This window comes from Nonomuraea sp. NPDC052634 (genome assembly GCF_040678535.1).
Taxonomy (GTDB): Bacteria; Actinomycetota; Actinomycetes; order Streptosporangiales; family Streptosporangiaceae; genus Nonomuraea; species Nonomuraea fastidiosa.
The window spans coordinates 469,700-491,691 of the sequence record NZ_JBFATY010000006.1; the positions used below are offsets into that span (position 1 = coordinate 469,700).

A 21,992-nucleotide genomic window follows, 5' to 3' on the forward strand; every position below is an offset into this window, starting at 1 on the left:
CAGGGGATCAGCGGCGGGCGGCCAGCACGTGCGCGATGCGCTCGGCCGCCAGGGCGGGATCGTCGGCGAGCCCGACGAGCTCGCCCCACGACCATCGGAAGAACCAGCCGTCCGGCAGGGCCGCGCAGTCCACGGTCTCGGCCATCAGCGCCGCGTCGGGGTGGCTGACGCGCAACGCGGGCGGGTCCGGCCGCAGCACGGCCGTCAGCCCGCGTTGTTCCAGCTCCGTGGCCAGCTTGCCGAGATAGTACGTACGCGTGTGCTCGCGCGGCGCAGCCGACATGGCTCCATCAAAGCCGAAATAAGACGAAAAATCCCGTCAGCCGCTCATTGCAGGCCGGAACGGCCGAGACGAGCGGCTTCCTTGCGCTGCTCGCGCTTGTAGAACAGCACCCGCAGCGGGATCGCCGCGACGAGCGCGATCTGCATGGTGGCCCCGATCTTGATCGGCATGTCGCCGCCCTCAGGCCAGGCCACCCAGAACGTCAGGAACGCGACGTTCACCATGATCCAGCCGAGGACCACCGCGGCGAGCTGCCCCTTCGGCTTGGGGTACTCGATGCGGCTGACCATCAGCCAGGCCACCCCGAGCACGGCCAGCAGCGACCAGATGCTCGGCTGGAACAGCAGCACGATGGAGATCACGGTCATGGCGCCCATCGGGATGGGCAGCCCCATGAAGTCGCCGCTCTTGGTCTTGACGCAGGCGAACCTGGCCAGGCGTACGACGCCGGCGACCAGCACGGCCGCCGCCGCGGCCAGCACGGCCGTGAACGGCACCGACTCCGGTACGCCGATGCCCCAGATGACGACCATGAAGGCGGGCGCGAAGCCGAAGCTGATGACGTCGGCCAGGTTGTCGAGCTCGGCCCCCATGGCGGAGGCGCGGAAGCGGCGCGCCACGAGCCCGTCGAACAGGTCGCAGGTGGCGCCGATGAGCAGCAGCACGATGGCGGTGGCGAAGTAGCTCGGCGCGGGCGTGAACCGGCCGCCGTCTACCTGGAGCTGCTGGATGGCGGAGTAGGCCAGCACGCAGACCGCGAGGAATCCGCAGACGGCGTTGCCCAGCGACAAGGAGTCGGCGGCGGACAGACGGAACGCCTTGCCGACGGGTCCGCGAGGTTCTTCCTCTTCAGCTCGCCAGCTACCGGCGTCAGCCGTGGTCAATTCTGGTCACCCCCGCAACCGTCTTGTCGCCCACGGACACCGCGGGAGAAATCCCTTCGGGAAGGTAGATGTCGACCCGGGACCCCAACCTGATCAGCCCGATCCGCTCGCCCTGCTCGACCGTCGCACCGGCACTCAGGTACGGCACGATCCTGCGCGCAACGGCGCCCGCGATCTGCACCATCTCGATGTCGCCCAGCGCGGTCTCGAAATGCCACACCACGCGCTCGTTCTGGTCGCTGTCCTTGTTGAACGCCGGCAGGAACCCACCTGCCACATGCTGCACGGAGGTGACTTTTCCCGCAAGAGGGGCACGATTGACGTGCACGTTCAGCGGGTTCATGAAAATGGCGACCCTGGTGCGGCCGTCGGGCCACGGATCGATGCTCTGCACCACGCCGTCGGCGGGCGACAGAATGCGACCCTCGCCGATCGTACGGTCCGGGTCGCGGAAGAACCAGAGCATGCCTCCGGTGAGCGCGCTCAGCGGCACCGCCGCGAGCGCCCATCGCCGGTCTCGGAGCGTCAGCAGAGCGGTGGCGGCCGCCGTGGCGGCCGTCGGGAGGAGCCACGGGGAGACCCCGCGCGCGAGCCTCATACGGCCCGGCTTAGCAGAATCGTCTGACACGTACAACCTTTGGTGGTGACTGGATTGGGCGCTTTGCCGTGATGCTACAGAACTAGCAACTATTACACGGCATAACTACACAAGCAAAGCGCCTCGAAGCCCCACGCGCTAGACCTGCTCCGGGTGCGACTCCTTGCCCTTTCGTGCGTCGATACGGGCTTTGATCAGGCTGGCCACGGTGGTAATGACCATGGTGGTGCCGATGACCGAGAGCGACACCCAGATGGGAATTTCGGGCGCCCAGGAGACATCGCTGGAGTGCAACGCCTCCAATACGAGCTTAACCCCGATGAACCCCAGGATGAACGCCAAACCGTAGCTGATGTAGACGAGCCGCTGCAGCAGACCGCCCAGGAGGAAGTAGAGCTGACGCAGCCCCATCAGGGCGAACGCGTTGGCGGTGAAGACGATGAAGGCGTCCTTCGTGAGACCGAAGATCGCCGGAATCGAGTCGAGCGCGAAGAGCAGGTCGGTGGTGCCGATGGCGACCATGACGATGAGCATGGGGGTGACCATGCGCTTGCCGTCGATCTTGGCGGTGATCTTGGAGCCGACGTAGCCCTCGGTGGTGGGGAAGGCCCGGCGCACCCAGCGCAGCAGGATGTTCTCGTTGAACTCCTCTTCCTCGCCCTTGAGATGCTGGCGGACGATGTTGACCGCCGTGTAGATGAGGAACGCGCCGAACACGTAGAACAGCCAGCTGAACCGCTCGAGCGCGGCGGCACCGAGCGCGATGAACACGCCGCGCATCACGAGCGCGAGCAGGATGCCGACGAGCAGCACCTTGTGCTGATACACCTTCGGCACCGCGAACCGGCTCATGATGATGAAGAAGATGAACAGGTTGTCGACGCTCAGGCTGTACTCGGTGATGTAACCGGCGAAGAACTCACCCGCGCGATCGGGGCCGGAGGTGAACCACAGCAACACGCCGAACAACACGGCGAGGATCACATAGAAGGTGACCCAGTAGCCGGCTTGGCGCATGGAGAACTCGCGGGCTTCACCACGGTCGACGATCCACAGGTCAACGGCGAGGACCAGCAGCAGACCACCGATCACGGCGATCCAGGCCCACAAAGGTTCAGTCACAAAGACCCTCCGGCATGCACGCTTCATTGCCGGAGGTCTCTCCCGCCCGCGTTCGCCTGCGGACCGGCAGCCCCGGGGGCCCCGTGGAGTGGGGCTGCACCGTGATGACGAGGCTGTCGCGAAGGGATACTCCCCTCCCTAACCCACGCAGTATACGAGAACGCCTCGACCGCACCTAATCCTCCTCCGCCCCCACTCCCACCCCGCCCGCTCACCAGCGCACCTCTCGAACCCCACCTCCACCAAACCTCCCACCGAACGGCACCGCCACTGCCCCCAGAGTGACGCCCCCTTCACGGAGGGCCACATTTTCCGACCATGTGACTCTCACCACGCCGCGACGGGCACCGTTGGCACACGGGTGAAGCCGGTGGTCACGTCCAGGGGCGCGAGCGCAGCCCGCGGACGCAGACGCAGGTTGCGGACGCGGACACAGCCTGCAGGCCCAGGGCACGAGCCCAGCCCGAGGCACAAGCCGATTCCACGGCGCGGGGACCGACCCATGCAACACAAGCGATCCCACAGCGCGGGCCGACCCGCACGAGACGGGCCGGACCCACAGCACACAGCCGCAGCCCAAGCGAGCCCAGCCGCGCAACGCGGCACGCTCACAGCGCGCGGTTCCGACGCCGACAGCCCAACAGGGGCACTCAGCCTCACCACAGAGACCAGCGCCGCGACGCAAGCGGGCTCCACAGCGCCAGCCGCCGCCTCTCTAACGTGGGCGAGCCCCACAGACCGCTCCCTACGACACGGAGTGGAGCGACGGCACGAAGGAGGAGCGGAGAGCACGAGGTACTCCTCGCAGCCGGACTGGCCGTCTCCTTCGACGCGGTGTCGAGCCGCAGGGGCGCGGGCCCAGGCTCGCAGCGCGGGCCCAGGCTCGCAGCGCGAGCGAATTCGGCGAGCGGTCCGCCCCTCAGGGCTCGTAGACCGCGAGCACGCTCTCCACCACGTCGTCCGCACCCGGCATCTCATCCCCGCGCCGCCGCGCCGCCTCCGCCAGCGTCCGCGCCTCCTCCGGCGAGGCGAGCAGCCGCCGCACGGCGGCGCGGAAACCGGCCACGTCTCCGTACGGCACCAGGATCCCCGCGTCCCCCAGGATCTCGGGGATGCCGCCGACCTTGGAGGCGATGGCCGGCGTGCCGGTCATGAGCGCCTCCCTGAGCGTGAGCGGCTGCCCTTCCCAACGGCTCGGCATCACCAGTGCCGTGGCGGCGCGCATCAGGTCGGGCACGTCGTCGCGGTTGCCCAGCAGCCGTACGGGCAGGCTCTCGGCGTCGATCCGGCGCTGCAGTTCCCCCCGCAGCGGCCCCTCGCCCGCCACCACGAACAGCGGCTCGCCCTCCCACGGCCCCGCCGCCACGTCGAGCAGTGTCTCCAGCCCTTTCTGCTGGGCCAGCCGGGCGACGGTGAGCAGGATGGGGCGATCGCCCGCGCCCAATTCGTCTTTGATCTCCTGAACGGTCCGCTTGGCCGGAGCGGGTGGGGACGCGGCCACCAGAGCCGGCCGTACGTCACGGGCGCCCAGCCGGGTCATGCGCTCGCCGAGATCGGGCGAGACCACCAGCACCACCCCGGCGCGCCGCGCGACGATCCGCTCCAGCACGCCGTAGACCAGCCCCACGAACCCTCCGGCGGTCAGCGCGTTGTGCAACGTCACGATGAGCCGTCCGGGCCCACCGGGCAGCCCGGCCAGGGCCCCGGCGCGCAGGCCATGGGCGTGGACGACATCGGCGCCCCTGGTCAGCCGCCGGACGGCGAGCACGGCACGCGAGTCGTTCAGCGGATGCGGCCGGTCGGAGACCGCCACCTCGGCGAAGCGAGCGCCCGCGGCCCCGAACGAGAACTGCTCCTCGACGCTGCGCGGCCCGATCACCAGCACCTGGTGCCCCCGCCGTACGAGCCCCTCCACCAGCATCAGGACGTGCCGCCCGGTGCCACCGGACGTGGTGCCCAGCACGAAAGCCACCCGCACGACAAGCTCCTCCCTCTCACTCACACGCCCGGCCCAGACCCCTCGCTCACACGCCCGGCCCAAACCCCTCGCTCACACCCCAGGCCCGAAGCCGTCGCTCACACGCCCGGCCCGGACTCCTCACTCACGCGCCAGGCCCGAGCCTCGAAACTCACACGCCCGCGCCGGGCCCGCCGCGCCGCAGCATCCCGGCCACCGAGGCGGCGTCAGGCCGGTCGACGACGGCCACGACCGCCACCCCGGACACCAGCGCCACCACCGCCCCGAGCACGGCGGCCCCAGCGTTCGCCCAGAGGGAGACGGCCCCCAGCAGGCCGGCGACCGCGGCCCCGGCCAAGAACCCGGCCACTCCCCCGGCCACCGCCGCCCCCAGCGCGCGGGGCAGTCCGGCCGCCGCCGCACCGCCCCTGGTGCGTACCACGAACGCCAGGAGCAGCCCGCCGCCCACGCTCATGCCGATGCTCATGCCGAGCGCCATCGCCGCGATGCCCCACCCGGCGGGCAGCACGAGCACGAGCACGGTCTGGGCCACCATGACCACGAGCCACCCGGCGACGGTGCCGGTGGCGACCGCGCGGCCCTGACCGGCGGCGTACAGGACGCGGCTGAGGTGGGCGATGAGCCCGTAGCCGATGAGGCCGGGCGCGAACAGCGCGATGGCGGCGGCCAGCTCGCCCGCGGGCACGTCGCTCTTGTCGGCGAGGAACACGACCGCGCCGGGCCCCGACGCCGCCGCGAGCACGCCGGCCGCCAGCCCGGAGACCAGCACGACGGCCCTGGTGGTGCGGGCGGCCAGCGCCGCGAACGCCTCCGGCTCGCCGGCCTGCGCGGACAGCCGGGGGAACGCGCTGGTGGCGATGGGCACGGCGAGCACCGCGTACGGCACCAGGTAGATCGCCCACGCGTAGTTGTAGGCCGCGATGGCCCCGCCGCCGACGACCTTGTTGGCCAGCAGCAGCGCCACGGCCATGGCCGCCTGCTGGGCCAGCAGCCCCGCGATGCCGGCCAGCGCGAGCCTGCGCACCTGCCCGGCCACCCCGGCGGGGAACCGTAACGTCGGCCGCCACCGCAGCCCCAGCCGCCCGACGGGCCCGATGACGGTCAGCACCAGCGACAGCACGCCGAGGCTGGTGCCGACCGACAGCACCAGCTCGCCCGCCATCGGCAGCCCTTCGAGGTCGCGGTGCCCGCCGCCGAGCGGCACGAACAGCAGGTACGCGACGATGACGACGATGCTCGACACCAGCGGCGCGACGGCGGGCCCGGCGAAGCGGTCGCTCGCCTGGAGCACGCCGTAGAGCACCACGGCCACGCCGTACAGCGGGATCTGGGGTGCGAAGACGACCAGCATGCGGGTGGCGACCTCGCCGAGCGCGGCGAGCTGGCCGGTGCAGCCGTCGACATCACCGCCGAGGAACAGCCCGACGACCGGGCCCGCGAGCAGCGCGATGAGCACCGCGATCGGGACGAGCACGACCAGCACCCAGGTCAGCAGCGCCGACCCGATGCGGCCGGCCCGCTCGCGCGGCACCCCGGCGAGCACGGGCACCACCATGCCCGCGAGCGCGCCGCCGACGACCACCTCGAAGACGATGTTGGGGATCTGGTTGGCCGTCATGTAGGCGGTGGCCAGGCAGTTGGTGCCGACGGTCTGGGCGAAGGCGTACTGCTTGGCGAATCCGGTGACGCGCGCCAGCACGGTGATCGCCCCGATGAGCATCGCGCCGCCCGCGACGCCCCTCGCCGTCACCAGACCCACCCGGCCTCCCCCGAACGCGCAACCGAACCAACGTACGCAGACATCCTGGCAGGCCGGACCGACAATCGCGTCTTCAGGGAAGGGACCTCAGGCGGGGTCGACGGGGCGGCGGCCGAGCATGTCGATGCGGTTGAGCACCGGGTTGCCGGCTATGACCTTGGTGAAGCTGACCTTCTCCGCGGCGGCCGTCAGGGCGACGACGGTGCCGAGCAGGACGTACCGGCCGGGCTTGCCGAGCTTGGTGACGGCGGCGAGGCCGAGCAGCGCGCCGAGGGCGTTGGCGCCGGCGTCGCCGAGCATGGCGCGCTCGCCGAGGTCGTCGGGCAGCAGCGCGGCGGCGGCGCCCAGCGGCACGGCGGCCAGCGCACCGGCGGCGGGCTGGTCGCGGAAGAGCGCGGCGGCCAGCAGCGGGCCGCCGGTCAGCAGGCCGACCTTGATGGCGCGGCCGGGACGCAGGTCGAAGAGGTTGGCGAGGTTGGCGGAGCCGGCGATGGCCGCGCCGTTGACCAGCGTGTCGACCGGGCCGCGGGAGACGAGCGCGGCGGCGCCCAGCCCGGTCGCGCCGATGCCGAGGATCTTGACCGCGCCACTGGTGACCTCACCGCGGGCCAGCGCGCTCAGGTGACCCTTGAAGCCCTTGGACGCGGTGGTGCCGTAGAGGTCGTCGTACGCGCCGAGCACGCCGCTGCCGGTGCCCGCGAGCAGCGCGGCGGCGCGCTGGCGCGGGGTGAGGCCGGGCGTGAGCGCGGCGGCGGCGCCGGCACCGGCCACGAACGCGGGGCCTTCGAGCAGCGTGATGGGCTCGCCGCGGTGGTTCTTCCTGGTCCAGCGGCCGGTCAGGTCGGCGGGCCGGTTACGGGTGAAGGCGGTGTAGGCGACGCGCGCGGCCACGGCGCCGATGGCGGCGCCGGCCAGCGCACCTAGCAGGCCACGAGCCCGGCTGGGCATGTCAGCTCCCTGATTCGGTGGTGGGGGATGGGGTGGGGGCCGCCGCCTCGGCTGGGATGGGGCCAGAGGCCCCCTTGCCGTTGCCGTACTGGCCGGCCCGCCCGGACAGCTGTTCCTGCAGAGAGTAGACGATCGCGACCCGCCCGAGCGGCATGTCGGCCGTGTCGACGCCGCTCACCCGCTTGGAGATCTCGCTCTCGTCCCGCAGGGCCGTGATGACGTCGCCCGGCGTGACCGTGGCGGCGACGGTGCCGGCCAGCACCGCGCCCTTGCCCGCGCCGTCGAAGCCGTTGGCGACGGAGACCAGCGCGCCCGCCTGCGTCTCGGCGCTCTCCCCCTCGTACGGCCGCTCGGGCGCGAACATGACGGCGAGCGTGGCCCGCTTGCCCGGGTCGCCGTCGACGGTGAGCAGCCCGCCCGCCTCGAACGCGCCGACGACGTCGGCGGTGGCGGTGTTGGCCGTGCCGGCCTGGGCGGGGTCGTTGGTGACCAGCGCGGCGGCCAGCAGCGCGGCGGCTCTGTCCCAGGCGGTGGCGGTGGCGGGGAAGACCATGTTGACCGGCTTGAGCTGGTTGACCAGGCCGTCGAGCACGCCGGTGCCCTTGGGGTCGAGGAACTTCTCGGTGAACGTGATGCGGCCGGAGATCTCCGCCCCGGCCTGGCCGAGCACCTGCTGGGCGGCCTCGCGCCAGGCGGTGCTGGAGCCCGGCGTCTCGATCAGCAGCACGCGCTGGCCGGTCAGGTCGCCGGCGACCAGCTCGGGCGTCACGGCGGTGATGAAGGCGTCGTTGCCGGCCTCGCGGCCCTGGAGCGTGTCGATCTGGGCGCGCAGCTCCTCCTTCGTCTTGGTGAGCTGCGCGGTGAGCTCCTGGGCGGACTTGACCGCGGGCTCCTGCAGCAGCGTCGTGCCCAGCACGATGCCCACCGCGAGCGCCAGGAAGATCGCGACGATGGAGACGAGGTGATAGCGGAAATCGATCACGAGAAGAGTCCGACCAGCCAGAAGATGAACGCGTTCCAGACGTCTTGCAGGCCGTTCAGCCAGGTCTGGCCGAGTGGCGACATGAAGAGCGCGACCCCCATGGTGATCAACGCTGTGATCACCAGCAGGAGCAGTTGTGATGTGGTGATGCGGCTGCGGTAGAGCCGGCTGACGCCCTTGGCGTCGATGAGCTTGCTACCGATGATAAGGCGGGTGAGGAACGTGCTGGCCATGCCCGAGCGGCCCTTGTCGAGGAACTCCTCCAGCGTGCCGTGGGTGCCGACGGCGACGATCAGCTCGGCGCCCTTGTCGTCGGCCAGCAGCATGGCGATGTCCTCGCTGGTGCCGGTGGCGGGGAAGATCACCGCTTCCCTGCCGAGCTGGTGCACGCGCTCAAGGCCGGGGGCCCGGCCGTCGCGGTAGGCGTGCACGACCAGCTCCGCGCCGCAGGTCAGCGCCTTGGTCGAGACCGAGTCGAAGTCGCCGACGATCACGTCGGGCATGTAGCCCGCCTCCAGCAGCGCATCCGCGCCGCCGTCGACGCCGACGAGGACGGGACGGTATTCGCGGATGTACGGGCGGAGGGTGGCGATGTCCTCCTTGTAGTGGTAGCCGCGCACCACGATGAGGACGTGGCGGCCCTCCATGGACGTGCGGATCTCGGGCACCCCGACGCCGTCGATGAGCAGCTTGCCCTCGCCGCGCACGTACTCCATGGTGTTGACGGCGAACGCCTCGATCTGCACGGCCAGCCCGGCGCGGGCCTCGGCCATGGCCGCCTCGACGGTCTCGAGCGTCTGCTCGACGCCCTTGCCGATCACGTCGTCGTCCAGATAGACGACGCCGTCGCAGACGCGTACGACGTCGCCGTCCTTGACCCGCTCGAACAGCTCGGGGCTGGCGTTGTCGATGAACGGCACACCGGCCTCGAGCAGGATCTGCGGACCCAGGTTGGGATAGCGGCCGCTGATGCCGCTCGCGACGTTGACCACGGCGGAAGCACCGCACGCGACAAGCGCCTCCGCGCTGACCCGGTCGACGTCGACATGGTCGATGATCGCAATCTCGCCGGGCTGGAGGCGTTTCGTCAGCCTCTTGGTGCGCCGGTCGATCCTCGCCACTGCCGTTATACCGGGAAGGTCCCCGACCTTCCTGCCGCGGAGGCCCGGCCTCTTGCTTCCCGGAACCTTCATCAAGACCATCCTGCCAGAGGGAAACACCACGGAGGCCACGCATGACGCGGCGTGTCCGCTATGTCACCCAGCATCACCTGTCCGCCGCGGCCAGGCCGAGCAACTCCTCCGCGTGAGCTCTGCCCAGCTCCGAGTCTTCCATGCCCGCGAGCATGCGGGACAGCTCGCGTACGCGGCCCTCGTGGTCGAGGGTCACCACGCCGCTGCGCACGATGCTGCCGTCGCTCGACTTCTCCACCACCAGATGCTGGTCGGCGAACGCGGCGACCTGCGGCAGGTGCGTCACCACGATGACCTGCGCGGTGCGGGCCAGCCGGGCGAGCCTGCGGCCGATCTCGACCGCCGCCTTGCCGCCGACCCCCGCGTCGACCTCGTCGAAGACGAACGTCGGCACCGGGTCGGCGCCCGCGAACACCACTTCGATGGCCAGCATGACGCGGCTCAGCTCGCCGCCCGACGCTCCCTTGGTGAGCGGCAGCGGCGGCGCGGCCGGGTGCGCGGCCATGCGCAGCTCCACCTCGTCGCGGCCCTCGGGGCCGAACTCCGCGCTCTGCGTCACCTCGACCACGACCCTGGCGTGCGGCATGGCGAGCGCGGTCAGCTCTTCCGTGACCGCCTTGCCGAACCGCTCGGCGGCCGCCTTGCGCACCTCGGTGAGCCGGTCGGCCAGCTCGGTGAGCCGCTCGGTCAGCTCGTCGTACTCGCGGGTCAGCTCGTCGATGCGCTCGTCGTCGCCCTCCAGCTCGGCCAGGCGGGCGGCGGCCTGCTGCGCCCAGGCCAGCACCGCCGCGCTGTCCTCGCCGTACTTCCTGATCAAGCCGGACAGGACGGAACGCCGCTCCTGCACCGCCGCCAGCCGGGCCGGGTCCGCCTCGACCGACTCGGCGTAGGCCGCGAGGTCGGTGGCCACGTCGGAGATGAGGTATCCGGCCTCGGCCAGCCGGTCGGCCACCCCGGCGAGCCTGGGGTCGAAGTCGCGTACGGCCTCCACGGCCGCCCGCGCCTCACCCAGCAGCCCGATCACGTCGCGCGGGCCGCTCGCCGCCTCCATCGGGTCGCCGAGCAGCGCGGTGTGCGCGGTCGTCGCGGCGCTGCGCAGCGCGTCGGCGTGGGAGAGCCGCTCCTCCTCCTCGCGCAGCTCCTCGTCCTCGCCCGGCTTCGGATCGACCTTCTCGATCTCTTCCAGCCCGAAGCGCAGCAGGTCGGCCTCCTGCGCCCGCTCGCGCGCCTTGGTCGTCAGCTCCTCAAGCTGCGCGGCCACCTGCTTGTGCCGCTTGTACGTCTGCGCGTACTCGCGCATCGGCTTGACCAGCTCGTCGCCGGCGTAGCGGTCGAGCGCGGCGCGCTGCCTGGCCGGCTGCAGCAGCCGCTGCTGGTCCATCTGCCCGTGCACCGCCACCAGGTCGTCGGCCAGGTACGTCAGCGTGCCCACCGGCACCGTGCGGCCACCCAGCCAGGCCCTGGACCTGCCCTCGGCCGAGACCGTACGCGAAATGATCAGCTCGCCGTCCTCGACCTGGCCGCCGATGTCCTCCACCTGCTGCGCGACGCGCCCGCCCGGCTCGATGATCAACGTGCCTTCGACAGTCGCGCGGTCGGCTCCAGGCCGCACCCGCGCCGGGTCCGCCCGGCCGCCGAACAGCAGCCCGAGCCCGGTCACGACCATCGTCTTGCCCGCGCCGGTCTCGCCGGTGACCACGTTGAAGCCAGGCGAAAGCTCGAGCACGGCCTCGTCGATGACGCCGAGCCCCTGGATGCGGACCTCCTCGACCCTGGGTCGCACTGCCCACTCCCGTTCACTGCCGTGTCTGACGCCGCTGTCGCGGTCGATCGTGCTGACCACGCGATCCTACGCGCTCCGCACTCCATTCACTCAGGGTCGAGCCCTTCCGCGCCACCCCTGGACCGGCAGCTCGAACTTGGCGACCAGCCGATCGGTGAAGGGCGCGCCGGTGCTCTCCACCCCGTGCAGGCGGGCCAGCCGTACGGGCTCGGCGCCCCTGCGCACCTCGACGCGGGTGCCCGACGGCACCTCGAACTTGCGGCGTCCGTCACACCACATGACGCCGCCCGGGGTGTCGGGCAGGATCTCCACGGCCAGCGTGGAGCGCGGCGAGACGACCAGCGGCTTGGCGAACAGCGCGTGGGCGCTGATGGGCACCATGAGCAGCGCCTCGACCTCGGGCCAGACGACCGGCCCTCCGGCGGAGAACGCGTAGGCGGTCGAGCCCGTCGGGGTGGCGCAGATCACGCCGTCGCAGCCCCACCGCGACAGGGGACGGCCGTCGATCTCGGCGACCACCTCCAGCATGCGCTCCTGCTTTTCGACGGTGACCTCGTTGAGCGCCCAGGTGTCGGCGATCAGCCGGCCGTTCTGCCGGGCGATCACGTCGATCGTCATCCGCTCCTCGACGTCGTAGCGGCCGGCCACGACGGCGTCGACGGCGGAGGCCAGGTCGGCCACCTCGGCCTCGGCGAGGAACCCGACGTGGCCGAGGTTGACGCCGAGCAGCGGCGTGCCGGCCGGCTTGGCCAGCTCGGCGGCGCGCAGCAGCGACCCGTCGCCGCCCAGCACGATCATCACCTCGGCGTCCTTGGCGGCGCCCGGGTCGCCGTGCACCGCCTCGATGCCGTGGCAGCCCAGCTCGTCGGCCTCGGTGTCGAGCACCTTGACGGTGATGCCGGCATCGATCAGCCGCTCGATGACCAGGCGGGCGCTGTCGACGGCGGCCTCGCGCCCGGTGTGGACGGCGACCAGCACGGTGCGGTTCATTGCGGCCCTTCCGCGACGGCACGCCGGATCTCGGCGTCGAGGTCGGCGACCTCCGGCTCGCCCTCCCCCTTGCCGAGCCACAGCAGGTATTCGACGTTGCCCGACGGGCCGGGCAGCGGGCTGTAGGTCACGCCGCGCACGCTCAGCCCCAGCTCCTTCGCCTTGGCGACGGCGCCGCGCACCGACTCGGCGCGCAGCTCGGGGTCGCGTACGACGCCGCCCGCACCGACGCGCTCCTTGCCCACCTCGAACTGCGGCTTCACCAGCAGCACGAAGTCGGCCACGGGGGCGGCGACCGCGGCGAGCGCGGGCAGCACCAGCCGCAGCGAGATGAACGACAGGTCGCCCACCACCAGCGTGGGAGGCTCGCCGACCATCTCGGGGGTGAGGTCGCGGACGTTCACCCGCTCCATGACCGTCACCCGCTCGTCGCTGCGCAGCGACCAGGCGAGCTGGCCGTAGCCGACGTCGACCGCCACCACGTGGGCGGCGCCGCGCCGCAGCAGCACGTCGGTGAACCCGCCGGTGGAGGCGCCCGCGTCCAGGCAGCGCCGCCCCTCCACCTTCAGCGAGGTGAACGTGTCGAGCGCGCCGAGCAGCTTGTGCGCTCCGCGCGAAACGTAGTCGGGGCCGTCGTCCGACTCCGCGACGACGATGGCGGCGGCGGTGTCGACCTGGGTGGCGGGCTTGCGCGCCCGCTGGCCTCCGACGCTCACCCGCCCTGCCTCGATCAGCTGGACGGCCTGCTCACGCGACCTGGCCATGCCGCGGCGGACCAGCTCGCTGTCGAGGCGGATCCTGCGGCTCACGGGCGTCCCACGGCGGGCGGCACGGGGACCGCGGGCCTGCCCGCGTCCTGCTCGTCAACGGCGGCGAGCGCGCTCTCCAGCCCGGAGAACGCCTCTTCGAAGACCGCGACGTGCTCGCTCACGGGCAGCTCGCCCAGCCTGGCCAGACCCGCCACGATGGCGTCGACGCGCGCGTCGCCGCTCTGCTCCGGCAGCTCACTCATGACTCGACCGTAACGCCTCCCGCGAGCGGCCGGGACCTTGGCAGGCGTGTCAGACGTTGAAGCCCATACGAGGGTGCTACTGATGTGGAACGCTACCGTCCGCAAAGGGATGAAAGGATACGCATCATGGCAAGCGTCGAGGAGTGCCGGGCGGCACTGGCCAAGCTCGTCACCCAGTTCGACGAGATCGACGAGGCCGACCGTGCCAAGCACGTGGTCGAGCGCACGGTCAGCTGCCGGGTGTCCGACCTCGACGTCACGTTCTACGGGCGGCTGCACTACGAGGGGCTCGATCCGTTCGTCGAGACGCCGCCGGGCGACGGCAGGCCCACGGACGTCAAGCTGACGATCGTCAGCGACGACCTGGTGGCGCTGGTCAACGGGGAGCTCGACCTGGCGCGGGCGCTGCTCGGCGGCCGGGTGAAGGTGGACGCGAGCTTCGGCGACCTGCTGCGGCTGCGCCGCCTGCTGTGAACGTCCCCCGCCAGCCGGCGAAAGCCCCGCCGAGCGCCGCGCGCACCCTTCACGCGGAAGACCCTTTTCACGCGCCGCGCGAACCTGCGGAAACGGCCCCCATCGTGGTCAGCTGAGGCGGTCGAGTGCGGGCTTCACGGCGTCCTCCTCCAGGCGCCCCTCCCCCGCGACCGCCCAGGCGACGTCGCAGGCGGCCCTCAGCCCGTCGATCCTGCTGCCCTCGCCCTCGAGCCGCAGCGCGCCGTCCTGCCACCGGGCCCGCCATCCCCCGCAGGCGCCGTCGCGCACCTCGGGGCAGGGCTGGAGCAGCGTCCGCAGGTCCTCGCCCACGTACGTGGGACGGTGGCGCGGCTCGGCCGTCAGCACGTCGGCCGGCGTCGTGACCCCGGTGAGCACGAGCAGGCTCTCGACCCCCGCGTTCGTGGCCCCCTCGATGTCGGTGTCGAGCCGGTCGCCCACGACCAGCGGGCGGCGCGCGTTCGTCCTGATCATCGACTCCCGGTGCAGCGGCGGCTCGGGCTTGCCCGCGTAGATCGGCTCGACGCCGGTGGCCGTGGCGATCACGCGCACCAGGGAGCCGTTGCCGGGCAGCTCGCCACGCGGGCTCGGCATCGTGCTGTCGCCGTTGGAGGCCACGAACAGCGCCCCCTGCCGCACCGCCAGCGCCCCTTCTGCGAGCAGTCCGTACGACAGCTCGTACGCGAACCCCTGCACCACCGCCACAGGCGACTCGGCGGCCGTCGAGACGGGCCTGAGCCCGCGATCACGTACCGCGAGCCGCAACCCGGAACCGCCGACCACCAGCACCTTCGACCCCGGCGGCACCCGCTCGGCGACCACGCGGGCGGCGGCCTGGGCGGAGGTGACGACGTCGTCGGCGGTGGCGGGCGCGCCCAGCCCGCGCAGGTGGGCGGCGATCGCGGCGGGGGTGCGGGAGGCGTTGTTGGTGACGTACGCCAGCCGGGCCCCGCGCCGCCTGGCCTCCTCCAGCGACTCGGGGGCGCCGGGGATCGCCTGCCTGCCCAGGTAGACCACGCCGTCGAGGTCGAGCAGCAGGGTGTCGAAAGCGTCGATCAGCACAGTGCCTCTTCCCGTTCGCCTGTCACGCCGCGTGCGACTCTAGCGCCGCCCTCGTACCCGCTCGCGGGGAGGCCGACCACCCTCGGAAGACCGACCGCCCTCGGAGCCACTCGCGGGGGACAGAACGCTCGCGGCGAGACGCCGACGGCGGACGAACGGATCACATCTCTTCGCGCGCCTTCAACGTCGCGCGCACACTCCGCAACGCCGACACGTAATTACGATCGTCGGGACGCATGGCCACCGCGATGGCCAGCGGTTCCTGAGCTCCTTCCACATCCCCGGTACGCCACAATGACAATCCCAGTCCGAAATACGCGTAGTCCTCGGTCGGGTTGGCGTCCACGATCTGCCGGAAACTCTCGGCGGCCTCGGCATAGTGGCGGGAGTTGAACTGGGCCCGTGCCAGCGCCTCCAGAATGCTGCGCGAGTCCGGCTGCGCGGCGGCGGCCCGTTCCAGCAGTGCCGCGGCGGCGGCCGGGCTGCCGTCGTTCAGCAGCTTGACCCCGCGCTGGTACCAGTCGTAAACACCACCTCTGGGAGCTCCCGAATTCTGGTCATGGACGTTTCCCTCGTGAGCCATGGGTGAGAACTCCTTCATCGCTGTACGGGTGACCCCGCCACGCCTGCCGCGGTGCGGGCACGACTGCAACCATGGGCCGGTTTTCGGAAGGAACGGGCATTTATGGCAGCATGCCCGGTATGGGGACTCCTGAACTGCCGATACCAGATGGACTGGTGCTACGGCCCTTCCGCGGCGTGCGTTTCGCTGTCGAAGATCCCGCCAAGGTGACCTCCCCGCCGTACGACCTCATCTCCGACGCCGACGTCGAGGTCCTCCTTGACGCTCACCCGAACAACGTCGTCCGTCTCATCCTTCCCTGTACGCCTTCGGGTGATTCCTCTGGCACCACGAGCCTCGCCGCGGAACAGCCGTCACCCGGCCGGTACGCCGAGGCCAGGGAGACGTTGCGGGCCTGGCTCGACTCCGGCGTCCTGGTCCCCGACGAGGTGCCCGCCCTTTACGTCTACGAGCAGAGCGGCCCCGGCGTCCTGCAGCGCGGCCTCATCGGCGACGTCGCGCTCGCCGACCCCGGCCGGCGCGTCATCCTGCCGCACGAGGACGTCATGCCCGGCCCGATCGCCGACCGCCTGGCCCTCATGAGCACCACCCAGGCAAACCTGGAGCCGATCTTCCTCCTGTACGACGGCGACGGCGGCGCCGCCACCCGGCTGGTCGACGGGGTGGCCACCACCCGTGACCCCCTGGTCACGGCGCACACCGAGGACGGCCTCACCCACCGCCTCTGGGCCATCACCGACGAGTCCGAGATCGCCGCCGTCAACGCCGACCTCCACCCTCGCCAGGCCCTCATCGCGGACGGCCACCACCGGTACGCGACCTACCGCGTCCTGCAGCGGCAGGAACGCGCCACCCGCGCCGCGCCCGCCTCCGGCCCCTGGGACTTCGGCCTGGCCCTGCTCGTGGACTCGGCCGCGTACCCGCCCGACCTCAAGGCCATCCACCGCGTCATCCCCGGCCTGCCGCTCTCCGAAGCCGTCGCCAAGGCCAAGGGCGCCTGGCGGGTCCAGGACTACGCCGACCTCGCCGCCGGCCTCGCCGCGCTCCAGGACGCCCCCGAGCCCGCGTTCCTGCTGGCCGACGGGCACACCGCCCACCTGCTCACCGGCCCCGACCCCGTACAGCTGGCCCGTGCCATGCCGGCCGACCATTCCGACCGCTGGAACGCGCTCAACACCTCCATCCTCTCGGAGTTCATCCTCCCCGTGGTGTGGGGCATGCAGGACAGCGACCAGGCCGTACGCATCGTCCACCACGACGCGCAGGCCGCCGCCGGCCTGGCCGCCCGCATCGGCGGCACCGCCGTCCTGCTGAAGCCGCTCGCCGTCGAAGACGTCCTGGCCGTCGCCGCGGCCGGCGAACGCGTCCCCCGCAAGTCCACCTCCTTCGGCCCCAAACCCCGCACCGGCCTCGTCCTCCGCACCTTCGCCATCGACTGACCGCGGGCCGGTCCCACCGGCAGCAGGCGGGATGCCCGAACCCCCGTACGGACAGGGCGGCTTGCGCAACGTCCCCAGAATCGTTCAGGACCGCCTCACCCGCCACCCGAATGGTTGCTGAGCCTTCTGGCCCGAAGAGCCACCGCAGAATGCCTGACAGCCACAGAGCCGCGCTCCGGCCCCCGCCGGGTCGGAGCCGGGCCAGACCCTGAAGACCGAACCCGCGCGTGCGATGACCAGGAACACAAGCACACGCTCACTGCGCAACCCGAGCCACAAGCACGCCGCGGTGGACAGCCGGCAGCACACCACAGTGGAGAGCCACAAGCACGCCGCGGTGGACCCGACGGACCTCAGGAACGGATCCGGAACACATCGGAGGGCAGACCATCACGAGCACGGGTGAGCTGAGTTACGGACCGTCCACGTGCATACACCGGATCGAATCTCGGCCGCCGGGAGAAATTCTTCTACCGGCAAGTGAGATCAGGCCATGATTCATCCCGCCTTTTCCACCCGGCCCGGACTGCCCGGCCGGGAGAAGAAATCACACCACGGCTTTGAACCGTGCGCACGCTCACGTCCAAGTCCTGTCACCATAGGCCGCAGTTCATTTGGCTCGGCATAAGGCCTGGCCACAGCACTATTGCTACTGAGGTAGGTCGGATGGACCTCGAAGAAGAGATCACCAACCTCAAGCAGCGCCTCCAGGCGCTCGAGTCCGGCTCGTCCTCCGATGAGGACGAGCCGGCGACACCGGTCGCCGCCGGCGCTCCCGTCGTCGCTCAGTACCCCGAGGGGCTGGCCGACGACCTGGAGGCCCTCAACGTGGAGATCACAGGGCTCCGCTGGCAGGCACGGGAGTACTTCACCTCCGGCCAGGCCCAGCTGCAACAGCAGCTCGACGATCTCCGCATCGGCGTGTACCTGCTGGACTGCAAACTCGACGAGCTGCTCAAGCGAAGCATGACCTGGGGAGGAGACGAGGGGCCGCTGTAAGGGGGTCAGGGCCTCATGGGAGCCATAAGGTCCTGACCTTCGCCCGCCAAAGGTTGGGTTCCAGCCCGGCATCGGCGCCCAGAACGAGCATCCGGAGCCCTCCGGCCGCCCCGGCCTTTCCGAGCCTTGACGGCCGGTGCGACGGCAGAGCCCCGGACGGGACAAACAACAGGACAAAGCGACAAGGCACGGCAGAAGGGGCTTCGCCGCTCGTTCCTACCGGCAGGCCCCTTCTTCCTTCTCCGGCTACGCACTCCTGTCGTCCTCTGCCATCGCCACGAGACGAACAGACGGAAAGTGGTGCCTACTCCCGGCTGTGGGCAGGAAGACACGCGGGCCCGCATCACCGCCCGCCCTACCGGTATCGCCTCGATCGGCGAGCCATGGCGCCTGCAAGCGCAGGTAAGGGAAAGGCATGAGGAGTGTGGTCCCCGTGGCCGGTCTTCGCACTCATGGCCCTCGCACTTGGCTTGCGGCGCGGCGTCACCTCGCCAACACCCTGGCGACCGCCGACGGCCGGCACCCGGACTGCCCGGCCCCAGCCGTCGGTCCCTCCAGTCTCGGAATCTGCGTGCCGCCCACGGCGAGCACGAACGGCCCGCGCCGTGACCGTCCACCAGCCCGCCAAGCCGCCCTCACCCCGTAGGCGCCAAGTACTGCACCTGTCTCGGCACCAAAGCCGCCACCTGCCCCGCCGAGCCCACATCATCCGGGGCCCCGACATCCGGGGCCACAAGTGACACCTCGTACGGCTTGACGCTGCTCACCTCCACCTCGTACCGCCAGATCTTGGCCGCCGCCGGCCCGAAGACGCGGCAGCGGAACGCCCCCGTCACCTCCATGTACTCGCGAGGCTTGAGGGCGCGCACCACGGCGGCCGTCTCCGGGTCGAACGTGACGCAAGGAATGCTGTCGGTCAGGGCGGCGCCCCGGCGGTGGCGACGGCGGCGGACGATGATGCGCCATTTCGTCGCGGTGTCGCCGCTCGGCAAGGGGTGCTCCTCGGCGGGCGCGGACAGTCTCCCCACCAGCAAGACTTCGTTTCGGTCCACGGTCGTCCTCCCATCGGTGCTCTGGTGGAGATCACTCTCTACGATGAGGAGGACGCCGGATCGGCTCGAATGCCGTTCTGGGGACAGCGGCGGACGATCGGGAGTGCCTGTGGACAACATCAAAGCACTGGGCGGCGACGTCTATGAGATCGACACCAAGATGGCCGGATACTCCGGCATCACGGCCGGCTACCTGATCCTCAGCGACCGCCCATGCCTGGTGGAGACAGGGACATCGACCTCCGCCCCCGTGGTGCGCGACGCGATCGCCTCGCTCGGCGTGGGCCCCGACGAGCTCGCCACGGTCGTGGTGACCCACATTCACCTCGACCACGCCGGCGGAGTGGGGGACATCGCCAGGTTCTTCCCGTCCGCGCAGATCGTCGTACACGAGAAAGGCGCGCGCCACCTCGCCGATCCGTCACGCCTGATGGCCAGCGCCCGCATGGTGTGGGGCGACAAGCTCGACACGCTCTTCGGCGAGCTCTCCCCGACCGAGGCCGAACGCATCGTCGCCCTCGGCGACACCGGCGCCATCGACCTCGGCAACGGCCGCACGCTGAGCAGCCACTACTCCCCCGGCCACGCCAAGCACCACGTGGGCCTGGTCGACTCCGCCACCGGCGACCTGTACGTCGGCGACGCCGCCGGCGTCTACCTGCCCGAAACGGGCGATCTGCGCCCCGCCACCCCGCCGCCGGACTTCGACCTGCAGACCGCGCTCAACTCGATCGCGCTGTTCGGGGCCCTCGACCCGCAACGACTGCTCTTCAGCCACTACGGCCCGGTCGACGCGGTCAAGGAGACGCTTGAACGGTCCGCCGAAGAGCTCCGGGTATGGGTGGATCTGACCCGGCAGGCCCACGCCGAGGGCATGGACCTCGATCACGCCGTCGCCATGGTCAGGGACCGTACGAAGGCGCGCTACACCGAGCCGGCGCCCGACGACGAGCGAGCCGAGCAGTTGGAGCTGCTCAGCGGCGCCCAGTCCAACGTCGCGGGCATCCTGCACTGGCTCGACCGCGTCTCCCCCCGATGACGCAGCGCGCGCCCCGGTGACCCGCGTACCGGCATCCGGCTGCGGAACGAGGAAACGAACAAGCGGCGGGCACGCGCATTCCGCGTGCCCGCCGCGTCAGGTCAAACGGCCGCGCCGTCAGCCGTCCGACTTGCCAGGCTTCTTGTCGTCGCCGGGCTCGTCCGGCCCATTCTGTACGTCCTCGAACTGCGGTTCGATGAATGCCGGCGTGATGCCGGGAGCCTCCTCGGCCTGAGCCCGGGCATCAGTACTGGACTCGACCTCAGCCTTCTCGGACTCCGCCTTCTCCGAGGATCCGTCGGCGGGCTCCTCGGCCGGCTCGACCGCTTCGGGAGCTTCGTCCCCGGCATCCCCCGGTACGTCGTCCCGATCGCTCAGCAGGTCACCCGCCTCGGCGAGCGCCTCCTCGTCGTCCGGCTCATCATCCGCCTCGGGCGCGACACCGGCGTCGTCGAAGTCGTCCTCGTAGTCGAGGTCCTCCTCGACGTCCTCGATGACGGCTCCGGTCAGCTCGGCGTACCGCTCGGCCGCGTCCGTCTCGCCGTCCTCGTCGAACGCCATCGCGCGGCCGAACCAGTCGGTCGCCGCCTCGTGGTGCCCGGCTTCGGCCAGCGCGTCCGCGTACGCGAAGGCGAGCCGCGCCGACCACGGCCGCGGCTTCGGGTCGCGCAGCTCCGGCAGGCGCTGCAACGTGATCACAGCCGCGTCGTGCTGGCCGAGGTCGCGGCGGGCGCCGGACTCGACGATGGTCAGCTCGATGCGTCCGGCCCGGTCGAGACGCTCTGCCTCAGGCGAACGGATGAGGTCGATGGCCCGCTCGGGACGGCCGAGACCGCGCTCGCAGTCGGCCATGATCGGCAGGTACGCCTCCGAGCCCGTCATCCTCCTGGCCGCGCGCAGGTCGCTCAGCGCCTCGGAGTAGTGCCCGGCGCGGTAGGCGACGATGCCGGCGGCCTCGCGTACGACGCCGATGCGCGCCGCGAACCTGCGCGCCACCTTGGTGTGCTCGTGCGCCCGGTCGGGGTCGTCCTCCTCCAGCGCCCGCTCGGCCGCGACGAGGTGCCGTCCGACGAGGTCGGCGAGGTCGCCGGGGAGCGAACGCAGCTCCTCCAGCACCTCCTTGTCGAGCTCGTCGATGGTGATGTCGGGCGCCACCTCGGGCAGCTTCTCCCGCTGCGGCGCCTCGGCGGCGGCGTCGCGGTCGCTCCTGCCGTAGCGGGCGCGGGTGCCTGCGGGCCTGTCGTCGCGGCGGCCGTCACGGGAGAACGGACGGGACTCGCCGCGCCCCCTGTCACGCGGGCCGCCCTCGCGAGCCGGCCTTCTGCCGTCCCGATCACGGTAGGGACGGCGCTCGTCCCAGTCACGGCGGGGACCGCGCTCGTCCCGGTAACCGCCGTCACGACGCGAGGAGTAGCCGCCCTCACGACGAGGACCGCGATCGTCGCGGAACCCGCCCTCACGACGCGAGCCACGGTCGTCCCGGAACCCGCCGTCACGGCGCGAACCGCGATCGTCGCGGAACCCACCTTCACGGCGCGGACCCCGGTCATCCCGGAACCCACCATCGCGACGCGGACGATCATCCCGCGACCCATACTCCCGCCGCGACCCCCGATCATCCCGATCGCGATAGCCGCCCTCGCGACGCGACGAGTAACCACCCTCACGACGAGGACCGCGATCGTCGCGGAACCCGCCCTCACGGCGCGGACCCCGGTCATCCCGGAACCCACCATCGCGACGCGGACGATCATCCCGCGACCCATACTCCCGCCGCGACCCCCGATCATCCCG

General features: G+C 71.3%; 21 protein-coding genes. 4 read left to right on the top strand and 17 right to left on the bottom strand.

Annotated features, from left to right (window positions below; genetic code table 11):
• Window positions 1-7: 7 nt before the first annotated feature.
• The 13 genes from AB0K67_RS27380 to AB0K67_RS27440 all read right to left on the bottom strand — a co-directional run bounded on the left by AB0K67_RS27380 (window position 8) and on the right by AB0K67_RS27440 (window position 13,532).
• Window positions 8-283 (bottom strand): hypothetical protein, encoded by a 276-nt coding sequence (locus tag AB0K67_RS27380; RefSeq protein WP_364065855.1) that lies wholly within the window; start codon window positions 281-283, stop codon window positions 8-10.
• Between the two features lie 44 nt (window positions 284-327).
• Window positions 328-1,167 carry a CDP-diacylglycerol--serine O-phosphatidyltransferase gene (pssA, locus tag AB0K67_RS27385; protein ID WP_364065858.1) on the bottom strand — a complete coding sequence of 280 codons (840 nt, stop codon included), beginning with the start codon at window positions 1,165-1,167 and terminating at the stop codon, window positions 328-330.
• Window positions 1,154-1,765, bottom strand: a complete 612-nt coding sequence (locus AB0K67_RS27390; protein ID WP_364065861.1) for a phosphatidylserine decarboxylase — start codon at window positions 1,763-1,765, stop codon at window positions 1,154-1,156. The genes pssA and AB0K67_RS27390 overlap by 14 nt, the downstream gene beginning before the upstream one ends.
• A gap of 138 nt (window positions 1,766-1,903) precedes the next feature.
• On the bottom strand, window positions 1,904-2,887 hold the full coding sequence (locus AB0K67_RS27395) for a TerC family protein (protein ID WP_364065958.1): 984 nt from the start codon (window positions 2,885-2,887) through the stop codon (window positions 1,904-1,906).
• A gap of 919 nt (window positions 2,888-3,806) precedes the next feature.
• Window positions 3,807-4,865, bottom strand: coding sequence for a glycosyltransferase family 4 protein (locus AB0K67_RS27400; protein WP_364065864.1), 1,059 nt, complete (start codon window positions 4,863-4,865; stop codon window positions 3,807-3,809).
• A 151-nt stretch (window positions 4,866-5,016) separates the two neighbouring features.
• Entirely contained in the window at window positions 5,017-6,624 is a 1,608-nt protein-coding gene (locus AB0K67_RS27405; protein WP_364065867.1) for a lipid II flippase MurJ, read from the bottom strand.
• Window positions 6,625-6,711: 87 nt separating this feature from the next.
• Window positions 6,712-7,572 carry a hypothetical protein gene (locus AB0K67_RS27410; RefSeq protein WP_364065870.1) on the bottom strand — a complete coding sequence of 287 codons (861 nt, stop codon included), beginning with the start codon at window positions 7,570-7,572 and terminating at the stop codon, window positions 6,712-6,714.
• A gap of 1 nt (window position 7,573) precedes the next feature.
• Window positions 7,574-8,554 (bottom strand): copper transporter, encoded by a 981-nt coding sequence (locus AB0K67_RS27415; RefSeq protein WP_364065873.1) that lies wholly within the window; start codon window positions 8,552-8,554, stop codon window positions 7,574-7,576.
• Window positions 8,551-9,747, bottom strand: coding sequence for a putative cytokinetic ring protein SteA (steA, locus tag AB0K67_RS27420; protein ID WP_364065876.1), 1,197 nt, complete (start codon window positions 9,745-9,747; stop codon window positions 8,551-8,553). The genes AB0K67_RS27415 and steA overlap by 4 nt, the downstream gene beginning before the upstream one ends.
• A 73-nt stretch (window positions 9,748-9,820) precedes the next feature.
• Entirely contained in the window at window positions 9,821-11,530 is a 1,710-nt protein-coding gene (gene recN / locus AB0K67_RS27425; protein ID WP_364065879.1) for a DNA repair protein RecN, read from the bottom strand.
• A 90-nt stretch (window positions 11,531-11,620) separates the two neighbouring features.
• On the bottom strand, window positions 11,621-12,520 hold the full coding sequence (locus tag AB0K67_RS27430) for an NAD kinase (protein WP_364065882.1): 900 nt from the start codon (window positions 12,518-12,520) through the stop codon (window positions 11,621-11,623).
• Complete coding sequence (locus tag AB0K67_RS27435) at window positions 12,517-13,329, bottom strand: TlyA family RNA methyltransferase (protein WP_364065885.1); 813 nt, start codon at window positions 13,327-13,329, stop codon at window positions 12,517-12,519. The genes AB0K67_RS27430 and AB0K67_RS27435 overlap by 4 nt, the downstream gene beginning before the upstream one ends.
• A complete protein-coding gene (locus tag AB0K67_RS27440) occupies window positions 13,326-13,532 on the bottom strand; it encodes a hypothetical protein (RefSeq protein ID WP_364065888.1) in 207 nt (68 codons plus the stop codon). The genes AB0K67_RS27435 and AB0K67_RS27440 overlap by 4 nt, the downstream gene beginning before the upstream one ends.
• Window positions 13,533-13,658: 126 nt before the next feature.
• On the opposite strand from AB0K67_RS27440, the gene AB0K67_RS27445 reads away from it, so the two are divergent.
• Complete coding sequence (locus tag AB0K67_RS27445) at window positions 13,659-14,006, top strand: SCP2 sterol-binding domain-containing protein (protein ID WP_364065891.1); 348 nt, start codon at window positions 13,659-13,661, stop codon at window positions 14,004-14,006.
• A 108-nt stretch (window positions 14,007-14,114) separates the two neighbouring features.
• Here AB0K67_RS27445 and AB0K67_RS27450 read toward each other — a convergent pair whose 3' ends face one another.
• Window positions 14,115-15,086, bottom strand: coding sequence for an HAD-IIA family hydrolase (locus AB0K67_RS27450; protein ID WP_364065894.1), 972 nt, complete (start codon window positions 15,084-15,086; stop codon window positions 14,115-14,117).
• A 160-nt stretch (window positions 15,087-15,246) separates the two neighbouring features.
• Window positions 15,247-15,669: a tetratricopeptide repeat protein gene (locus AB0K67_RS27455; protein ID WP_364065897.1), complete on the bottom strand. Its 423-nt coding sequence runs from the start codon at window positions 15,667-15,669 to the stop codon at window positions 15,247-15,249.
• Window positions 15,670-15,788: 119 nt separating this feature from the next.
• Here AB0K67_RS27455 and AB0K67_RS27460 point away from each other — a divergent pair, with 119 nt between their 5' ends.
• Together AB0K67_RS27460 and AB0K67_RS27465 are read left to right on the top strand one after the other, a co-directional pair.
• The gene (locus tag AB0K67_RS27460; protein ID WP_364065900.1) at window positions 15,789-17,108 is read left to right on the top strand and encodes a DUF1015 domain-containing protein; all 1,320 of its coding nucleotides are present in this window, start codon (window positions 15,789-15,791) and stop codon (window positions 17,106-17,108) included.
• 666 nt (window positions 17,109-17,774) lie between these two features.
• Window positions 17,775-18,107 (top strand): hypothetical protein, encoded by a 333-nt coding sequence (locus AB0K67_RS27465; protein WP_364065903.1) that lies wholly within the window; start codon window positions 17,775-17,777, stop codon window positions 18,105-18,107.
• Between the two features lie 635 nt (window positions 18,108-18,742).
• On the opposite strand, the gene AB0K67_RS27470 is transcribed toward AB0K67_RS27465, so the two are convergent.
• Window positions 18,743-19,159 (bottom strand): single-stranded DNA-binding protein, encoded by a 417-nt coding sequence (locus AB0K67_RS27470; RefSeq protein ID WP_364065905.1) that lies wholly within the window; start codon window positions 19,157-19,159, stop codon window positions 18,743-18,745.
• Between the two features lie 109 nt (window positions 19,160-19,268).
• On the opposite strand from AB0K67_RS27470, the gene AB0K67_RS27475 reads away from it, so the two are divergent.
• On the top strand, window positions 19,269-20,198 hold the full coding sequence (locus AB0K67_RS27475; protein WP_364065908.1) for an MBL fold metallo-hydrolase: 930 nt from the start codon (window positions 19,269-19,271) through the stop codon (window positions 20,196-20,198).
• A gap of 117 nt (window positions 20,199-20,315) precedes the next feature.
• Here the strand turns inward: AB0K67_RS27475 and AB0K67_RS27480 are convergent, their stop codons facing one another.
• Window positions 20,316-21,353, bottom strand: coding sequence for a hypothetical protein (locus AB0K67_RS27480; RefSeq protein WP_364065911.1), 1,038 nt, complete (start codon window positions 21,351-21,353; stop codon window positions 20,316-20,318).
• Window positions 21,354-21,992 lie beyond the last annotated feature (639 nt).